The organism is Maridesulfovibrio sp., assembly GCF_963677005.1.
Lineage (GTDB): Bacteria > Desulfobacterota > Desulfovibrionia > Desulfovibrionales > Desulfovibrionaceae > Maridesulfovibrio.
This window is the reverse complement of the sequence record NZ_OY781616.1, coordinates 83,847-106,776: the sequence shown is the minus strand read 5'-3', so window position 1 is coordinate 106,776 and position 22,930 is coordinate 83,847. Positions and strand designations below refer to the sequence as shown.

The window sequence follows — 22,930 nt, the reverse complement described above, 5'->3', positions numbered from 1 at the left end:
TTCAGCCGGATCTCCGGCTTAATGCCCTCGTTCATCGGCTGTATGATCAATCTTCGAGTTTGAGTATGGATTTGGCAACGTCAAGAATCTCGTCCGGATCGAAAGGTTTGGTCATATACCTTTCAGCACCCAGCTCAAGCCCGTGTTTTCTATCGACCTCCTGCCCCTTCGCTGTCAGCAGAATTATTTTGACCTCGGCCAGCCTTTCATCCTCCCGGACAGCCTGGCACACTTCATACCCGTTCATATAAGGCATCATTATATCCAGAAAAACAAGTTCAGGACACTCTTCTCGGATACAGTCGAGACCTTCTTCACCGTTTTCAGCGGTCAGAAGTTCCACACCATAATCATCCTCCAGCTCCTCCAGAGTCTGTTCAAGAAGCATCCTGATGTGAACTTCGTCATCCACAACTAGAATTTTTCCGGGCATGTTCTCTCCTTTTGTTGCCAAACTGTGACCATATTTACATATTGTAATCAAACTCGGCAAGAGGTAGCTTACGGAAAAACAAATTAATTGAATAAATGTCCGTTGATTATTAAGATCAGGGCATTAGCAGAAGGATCGGAAGCCTTTTTTTACATTTGCCGAATGTAACGAAACAGGACCGAAGACTTCGGGTCTGAAACCTGCGCGAACAGAATAAAAAAATACATTTAATATGATTCAGGCGAAAGTAGACTCACGGTTTCTTGGAACCATACAGAACACATTTTACGGATTGCCTCCCCTTCCGCAGCCCGTAAAGATCTTCTTTTCGCTTATTCTTCTCGGCGTAGTATGTCTGATAGCCAGATATTATATAAGAAAATACGGTCTGATCATGCTCGCAAAAGCCTATCTGCAGGTAAAATTTTACGAGCTTGCCGATAAACTTAAAAAAAAGACCGAGCAACAAGAGGAAGAGCAGTCCGAGGACAAAAATGAACCCAGCAGACAGTGGAGAGGAACGACTGACCGGGATATTCTGGACAGACTGGTCATGACCGGGGCCAAGACGGATATTCTGGGAGAAAGGTCGGGACAGAGGACTCTGGCTGCTATTGCTACGGTGAGCGGGACGGAAGGAATAGACGTTGTTGTATCCTTCAAGGATATGGTTACCCCGGAACTGCTTACTCCCGGCGAAAAGGTAAAATGCATTTTTGATGAAATGGCGCTCGGCTCCAAAAAGGTTAACGCATTTGTCGGAAATATAAAAAGCTGCACAGAAGACAGAGGCGCAGTTATAACCAGAACATCCTCCTTCGGATTCATCCGCCGCAGAGTTTTCGCCCGCAGAAAGGTTTCGGATCAGCGGTTCATCAAGATAAAGATATGGCGCGTTGAGCATGATGATTATGATGTGGATGACATTCTGGACAATGCTGAAGCGGATATATTGATAGACAACCGCAAGGACCTGCCTCCCCGTTCCAACAAACCCCATGTGGTGGACATTTCCAAGGGCGGACTGGCACTCATAGGGTCCGTTCGGGAAGGAATAAATTCAATTTCACGCAACGACAGGGTAATCATCTGCATGCTCATATACATGCCTGCCCGCAGAACTTTCCAGCCGCACCTCATTTATGCCGAAGTCAGGGCCGCAAGGACAGCCGGACTCGGGCTGACCCGTATGAGCTTTCAGTTTCTGCGCAGTCTGAAAATACCGCCGCGCAAGCGCAGCACCCTTTTCAAGGGACAGGCGGTCATGGCCATGAACCTGGCCAATCCGGAATAAAGGTTGCCGATGAAAAAGATTCTGCTTCTGACTGCCCTGCTGCTTCTTGCCGCATGCGAAAGATCAGTCACAGTCAAAATGCACGAAGAAAAAAATCCCGGAGTATACTCCGACCGGATAGTTCTCGGGTCGTGTCTGGCCCTTAAAGGTCATGCCAGTTACCTGGGAACGCAGACCCTCCACGGAGCACTCGCCTACATCAATCACGTCAACGATCAGGGCGGAGTCCATGGCAGAAAGATAGAAGTGGTAGCCTACGATGATTCCTACGATCCGCCGCAATGCCTGATAAACACGCAGAAACTGATCATCGCCGACAAGATTTTCGCCCTGTTCTGCTACGTGGGGACTCCGACCACAGTTAAGATCCTGCCGCTGGTGGAAGACGCCGGCATTCCCCTGCTCGGCATGTTCACCGGTGCAAACGCCCTGCGCAAGCCTTTCAACAGGTATGTAATCAACATCCGTCCTTCATACTATCAGGAAACCCGGGAAGCAGTGCGGCATATGGTCAAGGACCTGAACATAACCCGCATCGCGGTTTTCTATCAGTATGACGCTTTCGGATTCGACGGTCTTACCGGCACCGAACTGGCCTTGAAGGAATTCGGGCTGGAACCTGTTGCCCGTGGATCATACACCAGAGGTTCACTTGAAGTTCAGGAGGGGGTCCAGAGAATCAGAAACTCCGGGGCACAGGCTGTCTTCATGATCGGCACCAGCGGGCCATGCATCAAGTTTCTGAAATCCCTGAACAGCGAAGGAATGCACCCCGTCTTTTACACGGTCTCATTCATAGGCGCCCGCCAGTTTGCCCAGGACCTCGGAAACGACAATTCGACTGTCATCATGTCACAGGTTGTACCTCCGTTCAGCGAAGACCACGATCTTTCCCATTCGGAGGCGGCGAGCTACATCAGGCTAATGAAACAGTATTATCCGGACGAAACCCCGAACCTTGTCGGACTGGAAGGATTTTTCAACGCCCGCATAATGGTAGAGGGACTGAGACGCAGCGGACGGGCCCTGACCCGCGAAAAATTCATCACCGCCGTTGAAACAATGGACAATTACGAAATTGCACCGGGCATAACGGTTTCGTACGGAGAACAGGACCATCAGGGAATGGACAAGGTTTACTTCACCAGTTACCGGAACGGCAGGTTTGAACTGATCAGGAACTGGGAAGCCCTGAAAGGGAGGATCGGTCAGTGATCTCCACGAAACTTGCGGACCGTTTCTCCGGGCTGAGCCTCAAAAACAAGATTTTCTTTTCCACACTAGGGGTAATTCTGATCATCAGCGCCATAATAGCCCTTCTGGCCCGCTGGATTCTGGTTTCATCCCTGACCAAGGAGCTGGAACTGCGCGGGGTGGCCATCGCCTACTCCATAGCGGAACGCGGTGCGGGATACATCCTTGACCGCAATTACCCGAAACTGCTCAGCCTCTCGTTTGAGGAAGCCAAGCTCAGGGAAAGGCAGCACCTGATCACCTATATTTTCGTACTCGGCAAGGACGGCAAGGTGCTCTGCCACACCTTTACAAAACCGTTTCCGGAAAATCTGGACATTGCCAACCCTATTCCGGAAGGTCAGGACAAATCCGTGCGGCTGATCGATCTGGGGACAACATCCGCGTATGACATCGCGGTCCCGATCCGGGAAGGCTTGTACCGCATCGGTACCGTCCATGTGGGACTGAACAAGATACACATCGACCAGCTTGTCTCGACCCTGCGCTTCACTTTTCTGGGATTCATATCCTTTGTGGTCATCATCATATTCATAATAAGTCACCGGCTGGCGGAATACATAACAAAACCGGTAAGCAGACTTACCCGGCTCTCGGACGAACTTTCAAAAGGAAACTTCAACTTCACACTTGATGATCTGGCAGACGGAGCTCCGGGCGACATATCCAGTTGCCCGGCATACCATGATACGGATTTTCCCTGCTGGCATTTCGATCTCTCCAGCCAGCAGCAGGACAACGGTATCGAAGGCGGCAAAAAACTCCAGCAATGCAGGAACTGCCACTTCTATTCCAAGAGAAAAGGCGATGAAGTGGTACAACTGGCGGACAGTTTCCGCAACATGGTCTGGTCCATAAAACTATACCGCCGCAGGCTTCGGGAATCGGAAGAAAAATACAAATCCCTGTTCGACAGCGGGCCGGACCCGGTGCTGGTCGTTTCCTGTGCCGATTTCAGGATAATAGACGCAAACCCCAGAGTAACGGAATTGTACGGATACTCAAGGGATGAACTGATCGGTGAAAAATTCCTCAAACTCGGCCCGGAATCGAACAAGGAATGCATCAGCGCATTTGCCGAGGAATACGGGGGGCCATCAGGCTGCATCTACTACCCCAAGATTCTGCATTTGAAAAAAAACGGCGTTCCGGTTTATGTCAATATGCACGCCTGCCCCATAACGTACAGAAGCAAGCCTTCGATCATTGTGGCTGTAAACGACATCACGGAAATAATCGAAAAGGACGCCCAGCTTGTGCAGGCCGCAAAGATGAAATCTTTAGGCGAAATGTCAGCCGGGGTTGCGCACGAGGTAAACCAGCCCCTTAACGCCATAAAAATGGGCAGCGAATACCTTGCCTTCATGGCCGAACAGGGACGGGACCTGCCTGCGGCCCAGCTTCAGGAAGTAGCCCGCGAAGTAAGCGCACAGGTGGACAGAGCCGCTGAAATCATAAGCGCCCTGAGGGCATTCGGCCGCAAGTCCGGACTGAAGACGGAAAAAGTGGACATAAATGATCCAGTGCGTAGCGTGCTTACTCTGGTGACCCGCCAGTTCGAACTGCAGAACATAACCTTTGAAATGGACCTGGCGGAAAATCTACCGCGAATTGTGGCTCAGGATAACCGTCTGCAGCAGGTTTTCTTCAACCTGGTGAACAATGCGCGCGATGCCATTACCGAAAAACGGGAATCATCGGACGTTGAGGGTGAAGACTTCATCCGGGTGAGCACCTACCGGGACGGAGACTATGTGGTTATCAAGGTCGCGGATACCGGAGCCGGCATTACGGATGAAGTCCGCAACAAGATATTCGAACCTTTTTTCAGTACCAAAGAAGTAGGATATGGCATGGGTTTGGGGCTGGCCATAACTTATGGCATTGTCCGCGACTATAAGGGAAGCATCAAAATAGTCAGCGAAAAGGATCACGGCGCGGCATTCATAATTGCTTTTCCAGCCGCAAAATACGAAAGTGACGATCAGGCGTAAACAGATAAAACACAGGGGCCATTGTGAGCAGAATACTTGTTATAGACGATGAAAAAGCGACTTTGAACATGTTCAAGATGCTGCTTACCGCTTACGGACACGAGGTGATCACTGCCGAGGACGGAGAAAGCGGTATCGACCTGTTCGGGTCCGAACAGCCGGAACTGGTCATGACCGACATCAAGATGCCCGGAATTGACGGGCTGGAAGTTCTGGGCAGGATCAAGGAAATGTCCCCGGACGCGGAAGTCATCGTAATAACCGGTCACGGAGACATGGATCTGGCCATCAAAGCCCTGAACCTTGATGCCACAGACTTTCTTAACAAGCCTGTAAAACGGGAGGACCTGGAAAAAGCACTGCAGCTTTCACAGGACCGCCGTGAATTCGCCCACAAAAAAAAAGACGACATTTCGTTGCAGAAGGAAAACGGCCTGTCCGTAATCAGAATCACCGGTAGCCTTACTTCAAAGTCCGAAGGGCTGCTGCAGGATACCTTTGATGAGGCCCTGACCACAACCCGGAACAACCTGCTGCTGGTCTTTCAGGAAAAAGCATCCATAAACGGAGCCGCAATGGACTCCCTGTACAACGCAGTTGAAAAGGCCCGCTTAAAAGGACTGAACGTATTCATAGCCGGGCTGTCGGACAATTTCCGCGCCGTGCTCGATTCAATGGGCATAAGCCAGATGGCCGCCATTCATACAACGGAAGGGGAAGCCCGGAACGCCCTGCCCCAGCAATAAACAAAACGGTAGCAGGTCACGGTAGAGCTATAAATATATGTAAGGATTAAAATCGATTAGGACACAAGCAGATAGTCACGACCCATGGAGTAGCCGCGTTCTTCCAGAAATTCGGAAATCTCGTCTCTGGCTCCCCGGCTGGCCACATATGAAAGCAGAAAAACGCTGCCAGCAGAAGGAAGCTCATCCCGGTGCAGCACCCTGCAGCCATGAATGACATGCCCGACCTTGCGCGGGTCCACATCCACATAGAAGGCCGTTTCCGTCCCCATTTCCTCCAGTATTTCATAGCGCTTGCGGGAAGTTCGCCCGGACCCGATAATGCCGACCTTAGGGCATGCTCCGAAATTATGCTTCAGCCAGCGGAACAGAAAGCTGCTTTTGATGCGGTAAAACGCATCCACATCGTACTTGGGATGGTTGCGTGAAAGCCTATCAGGCGGATCGTTCCACACAAGCAGTTCCTCATCCACCTTGCGCATCCGCACCCCGGCTTCCAGCCAACGCAACACCAGTTCGTAATCCTCAGGGAAATCACCTTCCCGAAACATACCGTGTTCACACAGCAGTTCCCTGCGCATCATTATCGACGGGTTGGCGAAAGGAAATTCCACAAAGCGGTTCAGATATATTTCATCCGGCTCCACAAGGGAATTTATCCAGTCCACATAATGGGCGTAGCCGGCGCACTGTTCCCTATCGCCCCCGAAACCAACCCTGCATGCCGTAAGTCCGACTTCGGGATTATCATCCAGCATGCGGACCTGATCGGCGATGCGGTCCGGCATGGAAAAATCATCAGCGTCCATGCGGGCCACATACCGGCCGGAAGATGCGGCTATGGCGGCATTGGCGGCGCCGACAACCCCTTGATGTTCAAGCAGAACTGGCTTGACGCGCCTGTCTTCTGCCGCATACTTCATAAGCACATCCGCAGTGGCATCCGTGGACCCGTCATCCACGGCCACAAGTTCCAGATCCTCGAAAGACTGATCCAGGATACTCTCGACCGCAGCAGCCACGCTCTCCTCGCAATTGTAGCAGGGCATGGTCACGGAAACCATGGGAGTGCTCATTTCCCCTCTTCCTCCAGAGACTTGCGCAACTGCTCCTTTATCCGGCAGACGTTGCAGACTCCGGCGGAAGTGGGGCATCCGCACTCGGTGCACGGTTTGACCGCATCACCTTTTTCACTGGCTGCGATGGCGGCGAAAGCAGGCCGTCCGCGGTCAAGAAAACCTTTGTAAAAGGCCCTTTTGGAGCCGGGACTGCGCAGCTCCAGATCACGCCAGAGCAGCTTATGGCCGGTAAAGCTTGCTCCCGAACTGTAGGGGCACGGCAGGTGATGATAGGGAATTCCCGCCAGAAAGGAAAAGTTGGCCGATTCAAACTCGCTTACCCGGAACAAAGGTTTGACCTTCTTGGCAAAGCCGTTTTCAGCAGGCAGCAGCGGTCCCTGATCGGACAGGTACGCCTGATCCCAACGCAGGGTATTGGCGAAAAGGCGGGCAACCTCGTCATCGAGATTGTGTCCGGTGGCAAGTGCTGTGAAGCCTTCTTCCAAGGCGACCTTGTTGAAATAATGCCGCTTGAATTTACCGCAGATGGAGCATATCGGACGGCGGATGTGCTTCTTGATAAGCGGCATGGGCACGCCTTCCCTTTCCAGCTCGACCACCCGCAGGGGGTAGCCCTTTTCGCTGCAGAAATCCTCCACAACAGCCCGTGCCATCCTTGAGGAATCGGAAATACCAAGGTCCACATGCAGACCGGTAACATTATAGCCCAGTTCCGCCAGAGCATACATGAGCCCCAGAGAGTCTTTTCCCCCGGAGAGAGCGACCAGCACCCGGTCATCAGGTTCCAGCAGCTTGCGCCTGCGGATACCTACAGCCACCTGGTTGAGGAAAAATCTTAAAAAATGTTCCTTGCAGAACGCCGTATTATGGCTCGGCAGCGAGACAACCGCCTCGCCCTTGCATACCTTGCACTTCATCGTTGCCTACCCGACTGAAATCACTTTTCTTATGGTTATAACATCGCCTTTCGCAATACGCAGGTCCTGGGTCAGCAGACAGCCGTCCCGTATGACCAGCGCATCGGTCTGATGAAGCCCCAGTTTATTAAGGAGCTGAAGGACTGTGTTTATGGAAGGAAACTCCATAACCTTGTCCTCCGGCTCAAGTCTGACGGTTACCATGAACAGACTCCTTGATTCTTATATTTCCGGATGCCGGAAAGAGAGGGTGTAGCCTGTACTACTCCTTTCATCAAGCTTTTCAGACTCCGGCGAAGGGATATTTATCAGCTATTTACCCTGCATCAGAGATAAATCCTGACTTTTTTCAATTATGACAAGAAAATTCCGCATTTCTGTGCTATGCTGAAACATAAACAGGCAATACCTTTTTTACAAGGCTGCGGCGGACATGTTCAAGGAAAAACATCAGTAAGTACAACATGCGGATTTAAAAGGGAGTTCACGAAAAAAAACACTATTCACCAATTAAAATGAATCAAAAAAAATCCTATAAATGTTGACCGGAAGTTGCTTGTTGCCCTAATATAAATAATGAGAATCACGCCTTCCAAGGAGTTGCATATGACTCAGCAGACAATTTTAGTTGTAGACGATGAAAAACATATAAGGATGCTGTACAGGGAAGAACTTGAAGCCGGAGGTTACCGGGTTGCAACCTCAGACGGATCGGAAGATATCCTGACTGTAATCGGCAGGGAAAAACCTGATCTGGTAATTCTGGACATAAAACTCGGCATCGACCGGTCCGGGCTGGACCTGCTGCAGGAAATACGTCAGGAAGACCAGAGCCTGCCCGTAATCCTGAGCACCGCCTACGACAGCTTCAAGCATGACATGAAATCAATTGCCGCAGACCACTATGTAGTCAAGTCGGTTGATCTCAGTGAACTCAAAGCCAAGGTCAAGGAGGCACTGGGCTGACACTGTTTACTTACGGCAGTCGGTTTTAAACGGTTATCCAGATATTTTCGGAGCCTGTTCACAACAGGCTCCTTTTTTTCTTGCCAAGCAGGATTACCCGTGATAGCACCCACTTGGCTTTGGCGCACAGAAGCCGTAAGCCAATAAATGCAGGCCAGTAGTTCCAACGGCTAGAACGTCGGTCTCCAAAACCGAATGCTGGGGGTTCGAATCCCTCCTGGCCTGCCATTTATCACTTCTAAATAGAGTACACGCAGAACCAATGTTCGATATAGCCGGTACAATCAGAGAAATAAGTATCCTTGCCGTTCCGTTCCTTCTGGCAATCACCTGTCACGAAGCCGCCCACGGATACGCAGCCTATCTGCTCGGCGATCCCACAGCCAAAATGGCCGGACGCCTTACACTCAATCCCCTTCGCCATCTTGATCCGCTAGGAACCCTTGCGCTGATCCTTACCCGCATGATCGGGTGGGCCAAACCGGTTCCGGTCGATCCCAGATATTTCAAGAATCCCCAACGGGACATGATGCTTGTATCCATTGCAGGCCCGGCCGCCAACATGCTGCTGGCAATAATGTTCGCGGTTGTTCTCAACGTACTTCTGGGGTTGGATATACGGGGTTATTCGGAAACCACCCTTACAATTCTTGAACCCACCGCCATTATAAGCAAAGCCGGTGTCATAATTAATCTGGCCTTGTGTTTTTTCAATCTTTTGCCTATCCCTCCTCTTGACGGCAGCAAAATAATCGCCGGATTTCTGCCCCGTGAGACAGCATATAAATTCATGTCTTTCAGGTACGGATTCATAATAGTAATTGTCCTGGCCATGCTGGGACTGCTTGGAAAAACAATTTCTCCGGCAATCAGTTTTTTCTACAACCTGCTGATTTTCTAATCATCAAAAAGCGCAGTTTAAAATGACACAGACAAACAATCGCATCGTTTCAGGCATGAGGCCCACCGGACGTCTGCACCTCGGTCACTATTTCGGAGTACTGGTCAACTGGGTAAGAATCCAGGAAGACCATGAATGCTATTTCTTCGTTGCCGACTGGCACGCCATGACCAGCGAATACTCCGATCCGAGAAAAATAAGCGGCTTCGTCCCGGAACTGGTCAAAGACTGGGTTGCGGCAGGACTTGATCCGGAAAAATGCGTAATCTTCCACCAGTCGCAGGTAAAGGAACATGCGGAACTGCACCTGATCCTTTCCATGCTCACCCCGCTCGGATGGCTGGAACGCAACCCCACATACAAGGAACTGCGTCAGGAACTCATCCAGAAGGAACTGAACACCTACGGCTTTCTTGGCTACCCCGTGCTCATGGCATCGGACATCCTCATGTACCGTCCGACAATGGTTCCGGTAGGACAGGACCAGCTGCCGCATCTTGAACTTGCCCGCGAAATAGCCCGCCGCTTCAATTTCCTCAACGGCGAATACTTCCCCGAACCGCAGGCCATGCTCACCGAAGACGCAAAACTTCCCGGTCTGGACGGCAGAAAAATGTCCAAGAGCTACAACAACGGCATTTTCCTCGGCGAACCCATCGAAGAAGTCCGCCCCAAAGTCATGTCCATGCTCACCGACCAAAACAGACTCAGGAAATCCGATCCGGGCAATCCTGAAATATGCAACCTCTACCCCTACCACAAGCTCCTTACCGATGCTGAAAAGTGTGCGGAGATAGAAGAAGGCTGCAAAAACGCCTCCTGGGGCTGCGTGGACTGCAAAAAACTGCTGGCCGAAAAAATGGGCGAATTCCTTGAACCCATGCAGGAACGCCGCAGAAAAATGGACGAAAACCCCGATATAGTCTGGCAGATACTTGCCGAAGGCACCGCCAAAGCACGTGCCAAAGCTGCAAGCAACATGGCCGAAATACGCGAAAAAATAGGCTTCAACTACTAAGCCCTTTCTTTATATTTGCCTCCGGCGGCCGGGGAAGGGGAACTTTTGCAAAAGTTCCCCTTCCCCGGACCCCATCCCCTCAAAACCTTTCCATATCGCTTCGCGCCCTTGTAGGGATTCCAAAGGGTCGCGGACCCTTTGGCCGTCGGAGACGAAATCAAACCATCAAAAGCGCGAAGCGCATCAAATGCTGTCTCTCTAATAAACTAACTAAAATTCAAGAATATGTGCGGTCAATTTTCGTGCGGTTACCCGGTCTTCTTTGAACCGGACTTTTCCGATTGCCGTAACCGGGATCATGCCGCCAAGAGAATTCAGGGCGTAGACATGATCGTATTTTTCTATTGAATCCAGATTGATTACCGTGGGCTTGATTTCAAGAACTCCGGCAGCAACATCCCTTGCCGTTCCGGGCAGTTTGTACGGTGTATCCGGTTCATAATATTCTCCGGCCCTGCTGAACAGCAATGAAGCCACCGAAGACTCCAACACATTGGATTCGAAATCTGTTAGCAGAGCATCGTCGAATCCGCTGTCTTTTGCCGTTTGCCATGCTTGAAGATAAAAGATTCTGTTCATGGTTTTGTGGCGCATCAGGTTGGAAAGGAATATTTCCTTTGAAGGGATGAGCTTCCAGCGGCGATCTGCAGAGAATTCAAAGGGTACTGCCGTTATGATCGGGCAGGCTCTGCCGTTTTCCACCGGATAAAAGACATTGATACGGGAAAATACACCTGCAAGTGAATTGGCTTCGATTACTTCAAGAATGGCTTCCGCATAGTCCACAGTCTCTTCAGCGACCTTGAACTCGGCCAGACTACGGCGTACTCGATCTATGTGCAGGTCCAGATGACATATTTTATGTCCGTTCCAGCAGATTGTTTCGAAAAAGCCGTATCCCGAACGAAAGGCGGGTTGTGAAATATCCAGACAGGCCGCGCCTTCCTCAATCCTGCCCTTGCTGTAATAAATCATCGCATCTCCGGGTCCAAAAATTTTCCGGCCTTGGCCAGTGTTTCCAGATACTCCGCCTCCGGGTCGGAATCAATGACGATTCCGCTCCCCGCCCAATAGGTAAACCTGCCCGCCTTCTGATCGTGCACCGCGGTTCTTATGACGATTGATGCGACCATGTTTGCAGGATCGTTTATGAACACGATGCTGCCGCAATAGATTCCGCGCGAGTGCGGTTCAAGGGAATCTATCAACTGCATGGAACTCTTTTTCGGGCACCCGGTGATTGAGCCGCCCGGAAAGGCATCAAGAAACAGGTCCACGCAATCCCTGCCCTGCTCCAGTTCGCCGCGCACACGGCTGAACATCTGCAGCATGTTGTCCACTGCGAAAACGGATTTGTGATCCTCGACCTTGACCGATCCGCACCTGCAGTTTGCGGAAATATCGTTGCGCACAAGGTCCACGATCATGGAAAGTTCCGCATCCTCCTTGGGCGATGAAGTCAACTTCTGCACCAGCTCTTCGGAATATTTGTCGAAACTCAGGGTGCCCTTGATCGGCTCGGAAGTGACTACACCGTCTTCTACCCGCAGAAAAAGTTCCGGTGACGTGGATATTATCACCCGTTCCCCGCTGCGCAGCAAGGCGTAGTACGGTGCGGGATAGCGTCTGTTCAGATCGAAAAACCATTCTGCGGGATCAGTCTTTCCTGCCGGAAATGTAAATTCGGTGGTCAGATTAAGTTGGTAGGTGAGCCCGTTTCTAATATGTTCAAGGGTCTGTGAAACCCCTTTCATATACGCCGGGCCGTCCAGAGAAAAGTGTAATGAATCACCGTGGAAATCCGGGCCTTCGGCAGAATACGGCCGACCGGCGAATTCGGTTGCAGCTCCACTCAATCCGGAAAAGTATTCATCCCCATAAAGAATCTCAAGAGAACCAGTGACCGCGTCATGCATCAGCACCGCCGCGTATTTCTTCAGGTGCGCGTACGGATAGTCTGGTTTCTTGCTGATTTCCACGCCGCGCAAAGCCATACCGCATTCGTAACTGACGTATCCGATTGTCGGGCGGCTGTCCGCAAACGCGAAGGTCTTGATCTGCCCGCTGATCTCATTGGCAGGACAGCCGAATTGCAGAACAAGCTCATCCTGCGGCCCGATGCAGATGTAGCTTTTAGCCGAGCCCGGCTGGTCCTCAGCCCCAAGAAGGACATCCGCCCCATGTTCAGAAGCAAAATATGCGGCAATCTGCCGGAACTCGTCAAAGCTGACGGGATTTGAAAAATTCAAGAGCATAGCGGATAAACACTCCGGGTTCTTCCGTTAAAAAAGATTCTGGATGAAACTGATAGCCAAGCAACGGCAGCGACTCATGCACCACTGCCATGGGCACTCCCTCTTCTGTTGCGGCGATAACACTAAGCCCATTGCCCACCTCGGCACAGAACAATGAATGGTAACGGGCAACCGCAAGCTCTCGGCCGTTGAAACTGATTTTCTCGGCTCGGCCGTGGAAACATCCGGCAAGGCGATCAGTTCTGCCGCCGCATAACTCGTTGATTATCTGCATGCCGAGACACACGCCCAGCACAGGCCTGCCGCAACGGATAATCCTGTCGTATCCCGGATAGTCCGCCGGGGTTCCGGGACCGGGTGAAATTACCAGCAGGTCATAATGACCGAAAGAGGTGCAGACATCAGCCTGACCGGCAGCCTCCGCGTACGGGCAGATATCTACGGTGGCCCCGCCTATGGTAACCGCAAGCAGGTGTTTGAGGTTGTTGGTGAAACTGTCGTTATTGTCGATGAGAAGAATGTTCATGCCAAGCCTTTGAGCAGGGTTTGTGAAGAACTTTGGGTACTTCAACGGCAAAAGAAGTACAAGCATGATATCCGGCATACAGCTATGACTATTGCACTTGTGAAACTTAAATTGTATATATTCGGTGCGTTTCGCCACTTCATATATTGAAACGTCATTGCAATATCCGGCCTGGGGCCGCGAAACCCCGCAAAAAATCAAATTAAAGCATAGAATCCCGGTTGCTGACGCTTCGGTCGAAACTGACTGTTTCTGCCGTGCCGGAAGCCTCATTTTAAATTTCAGGAGAACTGTGATGGAATGTATTTCAAAACGGGCCTGTGAGATCACCCCGTTTCTGGTCATGGATATATTGGAAAAAGCCCAGCAGATGGAACGTGAGGGCCGCAGCATAATTCACATGGAAATAGGCGAGCCGGATTTTGATACCCCCGAGTGCATAAAAAAGGCCTGCTGTGCCGCACTGGACAAGGGCGAAACCCATTACACCCACAGCCTAGGCATACCGGAACTGCGTAATGCCATCAGCAAATATTTTCACGAGACCTACGGTGTGGAAGTCGATCCCGGCAGAATCATCGTTACTCAGGGAACATCTCCGGCCATGCTGCTGCTCTTCACCTTTCTGCTTGAAAGCGGCGACAACGTCATCCTCTCGGACCCCTGCTACGCCTGCTACAGTAATTTCATAACCTTTGCCGGTTCAGAACCGAACATGGTCCGGACCTACGAGGAGGACGGCTTTCAGTTCCGCCCCAGTGAAATTGAGAAGGCCGTCAATGACCGCACCAAGGCCATTCTCATAAACTCCCCGTCCAACCCCACCGGGACCCTGCTTTCCCCCGAACGTATGAAAAGAATCGCCGACATGGGGCCATGGATCATTTCGGACGAAATCTATCACGGGCTGGTTTACGGAGAAAAGGAACACACCATTCTGGAATACACCGACCACGCATTCGTGCTGAACGGCTTCTCCAAACTGTTCGCCATGACCGGATGGCGCCTCGGCTACATAATTGCCCCGGAAAAATACGTGCGCCCCATGCAGAAGCTCTGCCAGAACTTTTTCATCTCCGCCAACACCATGGCCCAGTGGGCCGGGGTGGCGGCTCTGACCGAAGCATGGGACGATGTGAACCGCATAAAGGATATTTACGACCAGCGCCGCAGATTCCTGATCAAAAGGCTGCGCGAAATAGGCTTCGACATCAAGGTGGAACCGACCGGAGCCTTCTACGTTCTGGTCAACATGAAACATCTTGCGCAGAAATTTGACGGCAGTTCACTGAAGCTGGCCTTCGACATGCTTGAAAAGGCCGGTATCGGCGTGACCCCCGGAATAGATTTCGGGCCCGGCGCAGAAGGATACATCCGCCTTTCCTATGCGAACTCCATGGAAAATATCGCCGAGGGTTTGAACAGGCTGGAAAAATACGTTCGGGAAAATGAATAGGAAACGTAAATTTGTTGCGCTTCGCGCTTTTGACAATTTGATTTCGCCGCCGGCGGCCAAAGGGGATAATCCCCTTTGGAATCCCTACTAGTTTAAATAATTCTCTAAAAACTGTCTCGTAACTCAATCATCTTGTGAAGATTAAACAATAATCATACCAAATATAACTATAACAATTTGTCACTCAAAACGGCGAAGCCTCGCTAAAAAAATTCGGATCCTTAAACCCTTTTCAAAGGGTTTGAGGCCCCCGGCAGGCCTTACAGTCGCTTAACGAAAAGCTTTGCTTTGAGTTTTAGCGATCTGTTGAGAGCAGAGATGCCGTCGGAGACAAAAACCCCCGACAGAACATGAGTTCTGTCGGGGGTTATTTTTTATCTTTCAAGCTACGGGCAGAATCAGGATTCAGCCTCTTTGCCGCCGATCTTCTCCATCTTGATGAAGAACATAAGCAACGCGGGGATCATGAACACGGTAAATACCGTGGAGAGAGCCAGCCCGCCGAGCACTACCGCTCCGAGTCCGCGATAAAGTTCCGAACCGGGTCCGGGAGCTATTGCCAGCGGCAGCATACCGAAAACGGATGTGGTCGCGGACATATAGATCGGACGCAGACGTGACCGGGTTGCCTCAAGCACGGCTTCGCGGTGTTCCATGCCTTCGTTGCGCACGTTGTTCAGCGACTGGTGCACAATGAGAATGGCGTTGTTTACAACAACCCCGATGAGAATAACGAAACCGAGCATGGTCAGAACGTCCAGCGGCTGGGGAGCTATGAATATATTTTCAAGCTTGAGCCCCAGAAATCCACCCGCGCCTGCCAGCGGAACTGTCAGCAGGATGATGAACGGGTAGATGAAGTTGCCGAACAGGGCCGCCATGAGCAGGTAAGTAATGACCACCGCCAGCAGGAAGTTCCACTGCATGGCTTCACGGGTCTGAGTCAGCTTATCCGCAGCACCGGACATACGTACGTTAACTTCCTTCAACAGCCCCATTTCCCGGACTTTGGGAATAAGCTGATTTTCGACAATATCCATGGCCTGTTCCAGCGGCATTGTCTTGGGCGGAGTGATCTGAAGTGTGACTGTTCTCTGTCTCTCAAGGTGGCGTATCTGGGTGATACCGTAGGTCCTCTCAAGATGAGACAGGGAGGAAACGGGCACGGCCCAACCCTGCGGAGTCGCCACAAGGGAGTTATAGAGATCTTCCGGAGTACTTATGTGCCTGCCGGAAGCCATCAGCTTGAGATCAATCTTCTTTTTGCCTTCTTCCTTGTAATCCCCTATCTTGCGGCCGTCCATGAGCACGTCAAGGGCTTCCCCTATCTCCTGGCTGGACATTCCTGCGGCGCGCAGACGGTCACGGTCCGGGACTATACGTACTTCCGGGTAAAGCATTTCAAGGGACGGAATAGGCCGAACCTGCGCTCCGGGGATGGCCTGACGGGCCATGCCGAACATTGTTCCGGCCGCGGCCATCATCTTATTGAGATCTGTCCCGCTGAAATCCACTGCGACCATACGGCCTTTACCAAGACCGGATTCGAAGATGGACGCCTGAATGCTCACCCCGAACATTCCCGGAATGGAGTTCATAATCCGGTTGAACAGGGGGATAAGAGCGGCAGGACGTTCTTCATCGCCGGCAATGGCACCAAAAAGGTTGATGGAGGAAGCCGAAACATAAAACAACTGATCCACTGTCGGGAATCCGTCTTTTTCCTGCTCCATATAAGGCTTCACTTCACCGGCAATATATTCCCCGATGGAATCTCGTTCCTCGTAGGAAAGGCCCGGCGGCGGAATAAGAATCGAGAGGATCAGGTTACGGTTACCCTGCGGCAGGTATTCCATTTTCGGAAAAAACGAAACAACCAGCAATGCCGAGGCAACAACCAGAATGAGCACAGTGACTATACGGCTGAACCAGTTCCGAATGGCAAGGTCCAGCAATCCCATGATCCAGTTCGATGCCTTGGCCCCTATTACGGTTATGACGTTGTGGCGTTCCTTCTTCTCACGCTTTGAAAAGGAGTAGAACTGCTTGGCCAGCATGGGAATAACCGAAATCGACACGAACAGGGACAGAGAAATCGCGCAGGTTACTGCAATTGCGATATCCTTGAACAGCTGTCCGGCCTCTTCCTCGATGAATACTACGGGCAGAAAAACTGCCACGGTTGTAAGGGTTGATGCGAGAACAGCCCCCCACACTTCGCTTGCCCCGTCATAGGCTGCCCTGTAGGGAGGCTTGCCCAGCCCTCTGTGCCGGTCGATATTTTCGAGAACAACAATTGCGTTGTCCACAAGCATCCCGACGGCAAAAGATATACCGGACATACTTACGATGTTCAGAGTACGCCCCAAACCGCCGAAGACAATGAACGAGCCGACAACAGAAATGGGTATGGCAATGGCAACAATAATTGTTGCGGAAAAGGACTGCAGGAAAATCAGCAGAACAACGACCGCCAGTGCGCCGCCCAGAAGGATATTCTGCTTGACCAGATCAATGGCCCCGTTGATGTAGGGAGCCTGATCGTAAACCCAGTCAAGATATACACCGTTACGGGCGAGGAGTCCGCTGTTCAGTTCATCAACAACCGCGCGGACCTCTTTGGTTACATCAAGTACGTTTGCCCCCGGTTCAGGCTTGATACCAACGGCCATGCCGGGAACACCGTTATGCAGCATTGCGGTCTCGGCCTTTTCAAAGCCCGGAACCACTTTACCCACATCGGCAATTGTAACGCGCTGCTGACCGGAAGAGGTTATAACGACATCCTCAATATCCTTGGGGCTGTGAAATTCAGCTGTTGTGCGGATTCGGTAATCGCGCCGCCCCACTCCAAGGTTACCTGCGGAAACGTTGGCGTTCTCGCTTCTGAGCACATCTATGACCTTGGCAATGGTCAGATTATACGCTGCCAGCTTTTCCGGGGAAATAATGACGTGCATTTCATTTTCGGTTCCGCCGCCCATGAAAAGGTCGGCTACGCCGTCAACACGCTCCAGATACTGGCGCACATCGTTTTCAAAGAATGTGGCGTACTCGTCAATGCTGTGCTTGTTGTCCGGCAGAGTCCTCAGGATCATCCATATGATGGGAGAAGTTGCCGCACCGGTTGCGGAAATAACAGGACGGTCAGATGCCGAGGGGTATGTTTTGACCTCGTTGAGCTTGTTGGAAACCCTGAGCAGGGCATCGTCAATGTTGGTCCCGATCTTGAAACGCAGTGAAATCCGGCCGAAACTGTTGAAGCATTCGGATTCCATTTCCACAAGACCGGTGACCCCTTTGAGAACCTTTTCCTGCTCCTCGATGATATCTCGTTCGATTTCATACGGGGTGGCGCCGGTCCATGTTGTTTCAACCGTTATTTCCGGCTCGGTTACAGACGGAGAAAGCTGGTAGGGAAGCCCGGACAGCGCCAGTCCCCCGAAAAGGACCAGCAGAATGACCCCCACCAGTATCGAAACCGGCTTTTCTATCGAGAATTTAATAAAATCCATTAGTTGCTCCGGACGGGAGTCCTACTTGTTGTCGATCACCACCGGCTGGCCGGGCTGGAGTCTTTCATTACCTTTAATAACTATATCCATTCCATCACCCAGTCCCTTGCCACGTACCCCGGCATTCATGCCTTTGAATCCGATAACCTGAACAGGTATAGGCTTGGCCTTGCCGTCAACAACCGCTATGACCATGGTAACTCCGCGCAGGGTTATCACCGCATCGCGGGGGACGACAACAGTTTCGCTTGCCAGCCCGGAGGGCAGGGCCACTCTGGCTTCCATCCCCTGAGCCAGGGCTTCATCACCCTGTATCCTGATCTTCACAGGAAAGGTTCGGCTGGCCACGTCTCCGCGGGGAATAACGGCAAAGACCTTGCCCTTATGCTCCTTACCGCCGACACTTATCCCCACCTCAAGACCCGGTTTCACAACCTGAGCGACATCCTGCGGAACATTGACCACAACGTCATAACTCGTGTTCATGCCCAGCTTGGCTACTTCCGCGCCAACGGAAAGCCACTCACCCAGATAGACGTTTCGTTTGACCACGACTCCGGCAAAAGGAGCACGGATGGTTTTCTTGCTGAGCTGTATCTGCAGCCTGTGCAGCTTGGCCTGACTGGAAGCAAGCTCACTTTCCATGGCAATGGCCTTGAACCGCTTGGAGTCGTATTCGCCTTCATGCACGGACCCGCTCTTGAAAAGCTGGGTAATGCGCTGATCGTCACGCTTGGCCAGGTCGTAATTGGCCTTGGCCTCGGCATAAGCGGCTCTGGCGGCCTTGATTTCCGTGTTCAGCAGATCTGAACTGAGCCGTACGAGTACATCGCCCTTCCTGACGATATCGCCCTCTTCCACTGCCACGCTGACGATTTTCCCACTCACCTCGGAAGCAACATCCGACACCTCGGAAAAATATACAGTGCCGATGTAATCAGACTGCGGGGCAACCTGCCCGGCTTGCGACCTGCTCGTGACAACATGCGCGGGAGGAATTTTTGAAGCCCCCTTTTCAGCAGCATAAGCAGGAATGGAAACCAGCAGCAGGGCCAGTAAAAAAAGTATAATTCTACGCATAAACCTTCTCCAATACGAATAATAATCCTTCGGGAGGGATCACTTTACGTAAGTTCACCATTTAGTCAACACTGTTCACCATGCTCCCCTTACCATAAACAGCCACCCGCTCAATCATCAAAAAGTATGATTGTATGCTAAAAATCATTGAGAAAAGCACCGGTTGCATCACGCAGGACTGAATATAAATTTATAATTCCATTTAACAGGTCCCCGCTGATAAAATTTTTACAAATAATTTATGTTTGCCCGGGCACAAAAAGCCGGCGTCAGCAAGCGAGCATTATGAAAAAAATAAATTACGGATTCTGGTTAATTTTACTTGTATTTATGATGTCACCTGCGGGAGATGCAGCAGCAATGACTATAAACAACAAATGCGGCTTTCCGGTGGCAGGCTCACTAAAAGTAGCCGGGAGCAACGTAAATGTAGCCCAGTTCAGGCTTGCGCCCGGAGAAAAAATCCGACTTTTGAAAGGGTTCGGAAAAATAAAAACAGTAATGCACATGACCCCGGATGTCAGAGATATGGATAAGCTGGAAATCTCCAAAACCGAAATTGACAACCCGGACAGTTATATCGAACTGAAACAGGGAAAAAAAGGAATTCGGGTCAAAATTTACTGAATGTAACAATTAATAAAAAGTCAAAGCCCTCTCTCCGGAGCATCCGGGGAGAGGGCTTTTTATTTTCAATGCGGCAGGATCAGTACGGCAGGATTTACCGAACTAAGCCTGCTCCACTCAAGGCTGCGGAACATTCCGCAGGCATAAAATTACAGGTTGGAAAGAATAATTTCACCGAACTCCTTGCAGCCGACCTGCGTGGAACCGCTGATCTGGCCGGCGAGGTCCACGGTGACCTTCTTGGCGGCAAGAGTCTTCTCGACCGCATCCTTAACCAGGTCCGCAGCTTTTTCCATGCCGTTGTTTTCCAGCAGCATTGCGCCGGAAAGAAGGATGCTGCCGGGGTTGGCCAGATCTTTGCCGGCAATGGTCGGAGCGGTGCCGTGAGTGGCCTCGTAAATAGCCAGTTTAGCACCCATGTTAACGCCCGGAGCAAGTCCGAGTCCGCCGACCTGTGCTGCAAGAGCATCGGAAAGATAGTCACCGTTGAGGTTGGTGGTGGCTACAACGCTGTACTGTTCAGGACGCATGAGCAGTTCCTGGAACATGGCATCCGCGATGCGGTCGTTTATAACAACCTTTCCGTCTGCGTCCTCTCCGTCCTTGACAACCTTTCCGGCATATTCCTGCTCGGCAAGATCGTAACCCCACTGGCGGAAACCGCCTTCGGTGAATTTCATGATGTTGCCCTTGTGGACAAGGGTTACGGATTTACGGCCCTGCGCAATGGCGTAATCAATGGCGCTGCGAACAAGACGCTTGGATCCTGCCGGGGTAATGGGCTTGATGCCTACACCGGCGGAAGAATCAATCTTGGCACCCATCTCGTCAACGAGGAATTCAATTACCTTGCGGGCTTCTGCGGATTCGGAACTCCATTCGATACCGGCATAGACATCCTCGGTATTTTCACGGAAGACTACGATATCAACGAGGTCCGGACGTTTAACAGGAGATTCGATGCCCTGAAAATAACGGATCGGACGGATGCAGGCATAAAGATCAAATACCTGACGCAGAGTAACGTTCAGCGAACGGATACCTTTTCCTACCGGAGTCTGCAGGGGGCCCTTGATGGCCAACTGGGCACCGGCCAGAGCTTCCATGGTTGCCTTAGGCAGATATTCTCCGGTCTCCTTGTACGCTTTCTCACCTGCGAGAAGTTCCTTCCATTCTATTTTCTTTTCGCCGTAGGCTTTTTCGATAGCGGCATCAAGAATCGGACGGGCAGCGCCCCACACTTCAGGACCAATACCGTCACCTTCAATAAAATATACGGTTTTCATAGCCAAAATGATCTCCTTTTTTATGGATGCGGCTCCGGTTACACACAGCCGCATAGTGGATAAGCAGATGACCCCTCGGATTATGCGGAGAGCCACGCCTGAACCGGACTGGTGCAAATCGGCAGACAGACCGCACCGGACATGAAAGCAACACAATGAATTCCGCTTGAATGCAAAATTATTCGGGAATACCCGGCAAGAAAAATCAAGGCAGTTTCAAGGAAGTTGCGCCAGCCGCGCATAACGCGGCAGTTCGCCCGCCTTACCCGGAAAGAAATACAGCATAAAGGAAGTGAACATGGGAACCGGACAGTCGAACCAACTCCGGAAAACCGGATTCAGAGCGGCTTTATATTTCAAATGTGCAAAAAAGTAAAGTTATACGCCCTGTTCCATGATGTGCGCAGATATTTCTGAGAACTGAACAAAATTAAAATTATCAATCCTGAAGCACGTGTAAAAAAGCATGTTATTCATAGTGACACTTAAAATTTAGAATACCGTTTCACGTTCAGACTGACGACTCGGTTCTTTATGAGGGGGACTTAAAAGGGAAAAGGGAGGCCCGAAATTTTCGGACCTCCCTTTCTGAGCTGTATCCGCTCACCCGTGTTAACCACCGATGAGCTGCATTGCCATCCTGGGCATACCGTTTGCCTGGGAGAGCATGGCCACTGCGGACTGAGTAAGAATCTGGTTCCTGGTGAACTCGGTCATTTCAGTCGCAACGTCCACATCGGAAATACGAGATTCCGAAGCCTGAACGTTTTCAGCCTGGATTGAGAGGTTGGTAATGGTGTTTTCCAGTCTGTTCTGGAGAGCACCGAGGTTGGCGCGGATCTTATCCTTGGAGATGATTGCATTCTGCAACTTGTCCAGAGCTTCCTGCGCCAGAGCCTGCGTGGAAACTGAGTTTCCTGCGGCCACACCTATACCGAAAGCCGAAGCGGTCGAGGTGTCGATGGAGATGTAGTAGTAGTCTTCCGCGGAATCGTTACCGGTACCGAAATGGATCTTTACGGGGCCGGTTGAGGTCAGTCCGGTTCCATCATGAGTGCTGGTGGCGCCGGACATGTTGCCGTTAAGCAGGTGGATTCCGTTGAAGTCCGTGGCGTTGGCGATACGGGTAATTTCTGAAGCCATGGCCTGATATTCAGAGTCGATAATAAGGCGCTGGTCAGAGTTGTAAGTACCGGTTGCTGCCTGTGTTGCCAGTTCCTTCATGCGGATAAGCTTTTCATCGATGACCCCGAGAGCTCCATCAGCAGTCTGGATCATGGAGATGGCATCGTTTGCGTTGCGGATACCCTGGTTCAGGGACTTGATATCAGCGCGCATGAGTTCGCGAATTGCGAGCCCGGCTGCATCGTCCGCTGCAGTGCCGACACGCAGTCCCGAGGAAAGACGTCTGGTTGATACACCAAGGTTGCCGTATGATTCCTGCAGGTTGCGGCTAGCATTCATTGCCATCAAGTTGTGATTGATTACGAGCGACATAATAATTCCTCCTTGAATTATATGAAAAATTCGCCTGAGCGGTTCCGTCCGCTCCGACCTTGTTACTGGTTAAACTGGACTGATAA

20 protein-coding genes and 1 tRNA gene are annotated in these 22,930 nt (G+C 51.3%); 10 read left to right on the top strand and 11 right to left on the bottom strand.

The window, feature by feature from the left end:
* Positions 1 to 46 precede the first annotated feature (46 nt).
* Positions 47 to 433 (bottom strand): response regulator, encoded by a 387-nt coding sequence (locus tag ACKU4E_RS00470; protein WP_320169127.1) that lies wholly within the window; start codon positions 431 to 433, stop codon positions 47 to 49.
* 232 nt (positions 434 to 665) lie between these two features.
* On the opposite strand from ACKU4E_RS00470, the gene ACKU4E_RS00465 reads away from it, so the two are divergent.
* Genes ACKU4E_RS00465 through ACKU4E_RS00450 form a run of 4 tightly spaced genes read left to right on the top strand, consistent with a single transcriptional unit; the run spans position 666 to position 5,721 of the window.
* Complete coding sequence (locus ACKU4E_RS00465) at positions 666 to 1,727, top strand: hypothetical protein (protein WP_320169126.1); 1,062 nt, start codon at positions 666 to 668, stop codon at positions 1,725 to 1,727.
* A 9-nt stretch (positions 1,728 to 1,736) separates the two neighbouring features.
* Entirely contained in the window at positions 1,737 to 2,942 is a 1,206-nt protein-coding gene (locus ACKU4E_RS00460) for an ABC transporter substrate-binding protein (protein ID WP_320169125.1), read from the top strand.
* The gene (locus ACKU4E_RS00455) at positions 2,939 to 4,975 is read left to right on the top strand and encodes an ATP-binding protein (RefSeq protein ID WP_320169124.1); all 2,037 of its coding nucleotides are present in this window, start codon (positions 2,939 to 2,941) and stop codon (positions 4,973 to 4,975) included. Before ACKU4E_RS00460 ends, ACKU4E_RS00455 begins: the two co-directional genes overlap by 4 nt.
* 23 nt (positions 4,976 to 4,998) lie before the next feature.
* The gene (locus ACKU4E_RS00450) at positions 4,999 to 5,721 is read left to right on the top strand and encodes a response regulator (RefSeq protein ID WP_320169123.1); all 723 of its coding nucleotides are present in this window, start codon (positions 4,999 to 5,001) and stop codon (positions 5,719 to 5,721) included.
* A 56-nt stretch (positions 5,722 to 5,777) separates the two neighbouring features.
* Here ACKU4E_RS00450 and ACKU4E_RS00445 read toward each other — a convergent pair whose 3' ends face one another.
* The 3 genes from ACKU4E_RS00445 to ACKU4E_RS00435 are packed head-to-tail and all read right to left on the bottom strand — an operon-like array spanning position 5,778 to position 7,921.
* A complete protein-coding gene (locus ACKU4E_RS00445) occupies positions 5,778 to 6,797 on the bottom strand; it encodes a glycosyltransferase family 2 protein (protein WP_320169122.1) in 1,020 nt (339 codons plus the stop codon).
* The gene (locus ACKU4E_RS00440; RefSeq protein WP_320169121.1) at positions 6,794 to 7,717 is read right to left on the bottom strand and encodes an ATP-binding protein; all 924 of its coding nucleotides are present in this window, start codon (positions 7,715 to 7,717) and stop codon (positions 6,794 to 6,796) included. The genes ACKU4E_RS00445 and ACKU4E_RS00440 overlap by 4 nt, the downstream gene beginning before the upstream one ends.
* Positions 7,718 to 7,723: 6 nt before the next feature.
* Positions 7,724 to 7,921: a hypothetical protein gene (locus tag ACKU4E_RS00435; RefSeq protein ID WP_320169120.1), complete on the bottom strand. Its 198-nt coding sequence runs from the start codon at positions 7,919 to 7,921 to the stop codon at positions 7,724 to 7,726.
* A gap of 402 nt (positions 7,922 to 8,323) precedes the next feature.
* Between ACKU4E_RS00435 and ACKU4E_RS00430 the strand changes: the two genes are divergently transcribed.
* From ACKU4E_RS00430 to trpS, 4 genes are all read left to right on the top strand, one after another.
* Complete coding sequence (locus ACKU4E_RS00430) at positions 8,324 to 8,683, top strand: response regulator (RefSeq protein WP_320169119.1); 360 nt, start codon at positions 8,324 to 8,326, stop codon at positions 8,681 to 8,683.
* Positions 8,684 to 8,834: 151 nt separating this feature from the next.
* Positions 8,835 to 8,911, top strand: a tRNA-Trp gene (locus ACKU4E_RS00425).
* A 34-nt stretch (positions 8,912 to 8,945) separates the two neighbouring features.
* On the top strand, positions 8,946 to 9,584 hold the full coding sequence (locus tag ACKU4E_RS00420) for a site-2 protease family protein (protein WP_320169118.1): 639 nt from the start codon (positions 8,946 to 8,948) through the stop codon (positions 9,582 to 9,584).
* Positions 9,585 to 9,606: 22 nt separating this feature from the next.
* Positions 9,607 to 10,602, top strand: a complete 996-nt coding sequence (gene trpS, locus ACKU4E_RS00415; RefSeq protein WP_320169117.1) for a tryptophan--tRNA ligase — start codon at positions 9,607 to 9,609, stop codon at positions 10,600 to 10,602.
* 210 nt (positions 10,603 to 10,812) lie between these two features.
* Here the strand turns inward: trpS and ACKU4E_RS00410 are convergent, their stop codons facing one another.
* The 3 genes from ACKU4E_RS00410 to ACKU4E_RS00400 are packed head-to-tail and all read right to left on the bottom strand — an operon-like array spanning position 10,813 to position 13,383.
* Complete coding sequence (locus tag ACKU4E_RS00410) at positions 10,813 to 11,577, bottom strand: aminotransferase class IV (protein WP_320169116.1); 765 nt, start codon at positions 11,575 to 11,577, stop codon at positions 10,813 to 10,815.
* The gene (locus ACKU4E_RS00405; RefSeq protein ID WP_320169115.1) at positions 11,574 to 12,857 is read right to left on the bottom strand and encodes an anthranilate synthase component I family protein; all 1,284 of its coding nucleotides are present in this window, start codon (positions 12,855 to 12,857) and stop codon (positions 11,574 to 11,576) included. Before ACKU4E_RS00405 ends, ACKU4E_RS00410 begins: the two co-directional genes overlap by 4 nt.
* Positions 12,823 to 13,383, bottom strand: a complete 561-nt coding sequence (locus ACKU4E_RS00400) for an aminodeoxychorismate/anthranilate synthase component II (RefSeq protein WP_320169114.1) — start codon at positions 13,381 to 13,383, stop codon at positions 12,823 to 12,825. Before ACKU4E_RS00400 ends, ACKU4E_RS00405 begins: the two co-directional genes overlap by 35 nt.
* Before the next feature lie 295 nt (positions 13,384 to 13,678).
* Between ACKU4E_RS00400 and ACKU4E_RS00395 the strand changes: the two genes are divergently transcribed.
* Positions 13,679 to 14,839: a pyridoxal phosphate-dependent aminotransferase gene (locus tag ACKU4E_RS00395; RefSeq protein ID WP_320169113.1), complete on the top strand. Its 1,161-nt coding sequence runs from the start codon at positions 13,679 to 13,681 to the stop codon at positions 14,837 to 14,839.
* A 398-nt stretch (positions 14,840 to 15,237) separates the two neighbouring features.
* Here the strand turns inward: ACKU4E_RS00395 and ACKU4E_RS00390 are convergent, their stop codons facing one another.
* Positions 15,238 to 18,354 (bottom strand): efflux RND transporter permease subunit, encoded by a 3,117-nt coding sequence (locus tag ACKU4E_RS00390; RefSeq protein ID WP_320169112.1) that lies wholly within the window; start codon positions 18,352 to 18,354, stop codon positions 15,238 to 15,240.
* A gap of 21 nt (positions 18,355 to 18,375) precedes the next feature.
* Entirely contained in the window at positions 18,376 to 19,434 is a 1,059-nt protein-coding gene (locus tag ACKU4E_RS00385; RefSeq protein WP_320169111.1) for an efflux RND transporter periplasmic adaptor subunit, read from the bottom strand.
* Between the two features lie 147 nt (positions 19,435 to 19,581).
* Between ACKU4E_RS00385 and ACKU4E_RS00380 the strand changes: the two genes are divergently transcribed.
* Positions 19,582 to 20,061, top strand: coding sequence for a hypothetical protein (locus tag ACKU4E_RS00380; protein ID WP_320169110.1), 480 nt, complete (start codon positions 19,582 to 19,584; stop codon positions 20,059 to 20,061).
* Between the two features lie 149 nt (positions 20,062 to 20,210).
* Here ACKU4E_RS00380 and icd read toward each other — a convergent pair whose 3' ends face one another.
* Both icd and ACKU4E_RS00370 read right to left on the bottom strand, forming a co-directional pair.
* On the bottom strand, positions 20,211 to 21,353 hold the full coding sequence (gene icd / locus ACKU4E_RS00375; protein WP_320169109.1) for an NADP-dependent isocitrate dehydrogenase: 1,143 nt from the start codon (positions 21,351 to 21,353) through the stop codon (positions 20,211 to 20,213).
* A gap of 606 nt (positions 21,354 to 21,959) precedes the next feature.
* Positions 21,960 to 22,844, bottom strand: coding sequence for a flagellin (locus ACKU4E_RS00370; protein WP_320169108.1), 885 nt, complete (start codon positions 22,842 to 22,844; stop codon positions 21,960 to 21,962).
* Positions 22,845 to 22,930: the final 86 nt, after the last annotated feature.

What these genes read in the sequence shown, in the direction of transcription:
- ACKU4E_RS00465 (WP_320169126.1), top strand. Translation starts at nt 666, where the DNA reads ATGATTCAGGCGAAAGTAGACTCACGGTTTCTTGGAACCATACAGAAC.
- ACKU4E_RS00370 (WP_320169108.1), bottom strand. Translation starts at nt 22,844, where the DNA reads ATGTCGCTCGTAATCAATCACAACTTGATGGCAATGAATGCTAGCCGC.
- trpS (WP_320169117.1), top strand. Translation starts at nt 9,607, where the DNA reads ATGACACAGACAAACAATCGCATCGTTTCAGGCATGAGGCCCACCGGA.
- ACKU4E_RS00400 (WP_320169114.1), bottom strand. Translation starts at nt 13,383, where the DNA reads ATGAACATTCTTCTCATCGACAATAACGACAGTTTCACCAACAACCTC.
- ACKU4E_RS00445 (WP_320169122.1), bottom strand. Translation starts at nt 6,797, where the DNA reads ATGAGCACTCCCATGGTTTCCGTGACCATGCCCTGCTACAATTGCGAG.
- ACKU4E_RS00435 (WP_320169120.1), bottom strand. Translation starts at nt 7,921, where the DNA reads ATGGTAACCGTCAGACTTGAGCCGGAGGACAAGGTTATGGAGTTTCCT.
- ACKU4E_RS00390 (WP_320169112.1), bottom strand. Translation starts at nt 18,354, where the DNA reads ATGGATTTTATTAAATTCTCGATAGAAAAGCCGGTTTCGATACTGGTG.
- ACKU4E_RS00385 (WP_320169111.1), bottom strand. Translation starts at nt 19,434, where the DNA reads ATGCGTAGAATTATACTTTTTTTACTGGCCCTGCTGCTGGTTTCCATT.
- ACKU4E_RS00470 (WP_320169127.1), bottom strand. Translation starts at nt 433, where the DNA reads ATGCCCGGAAAAATTCTAGTTGTGGATGACGAAGTTCACATCAGGATG.
- ACKU4E_RS00440 (WP_320169121.1), bottom strand. Translation starts at nt 7,717, where the DNA reads ATGAAGTGCAAGGTATGCAAGGGCGAGGCGGTTGTCTCGCTGCCGAGC.
- ACKU4E_RS00405 (WP_320169115.1), bottom strand. Translation starts at nt 12,857, where the DNA reads ATGCTCTTGAATTTTTCAAATCCCGTCAGCTTTGACGAGTTCCGGCAG.
- ACKU4E_RS00430 (WP_320169119.1), top strand. Translation starts at nt 8,324, where the DNA reads ATGACTCAGCAGACAATTTTAGTTGTAGACGATGAAAAACATATAAGG.
- ACKU4E_RS00395 (WP_320169113.1), top strand. Translation starts at nt 13,679, where the DNA reads ATGGAATGTATTTCAAAACGGGCCTGTGAGATCACCCCGTTTCTGGTC.
- ACKU4E_RS00410 (WP_320169116.1), bottom strand. Translation starts at nt 11,577, where the DNA reads ATGATTTATTACAGCAAGGGCAGGATTGAGGAAGGCGCGGCCTGTCTG.
- ACKU4E_RS00460 (WP_320169125.1), top strand. Translation starts at nt 1,737, where the DNA reads ATGAAAAAGATTCTGCTTCTGACTGCCCTGCTGCTTCTTGCCGCATGC.
- ACKU4E_RS00420 (WP_320169118.1), top strand. Translation starts at nt 8,946, where the DNA reads ATGTTCGATATAGCCGGTACAATCAGAGAAATAAGTATCCTTGCCGTT.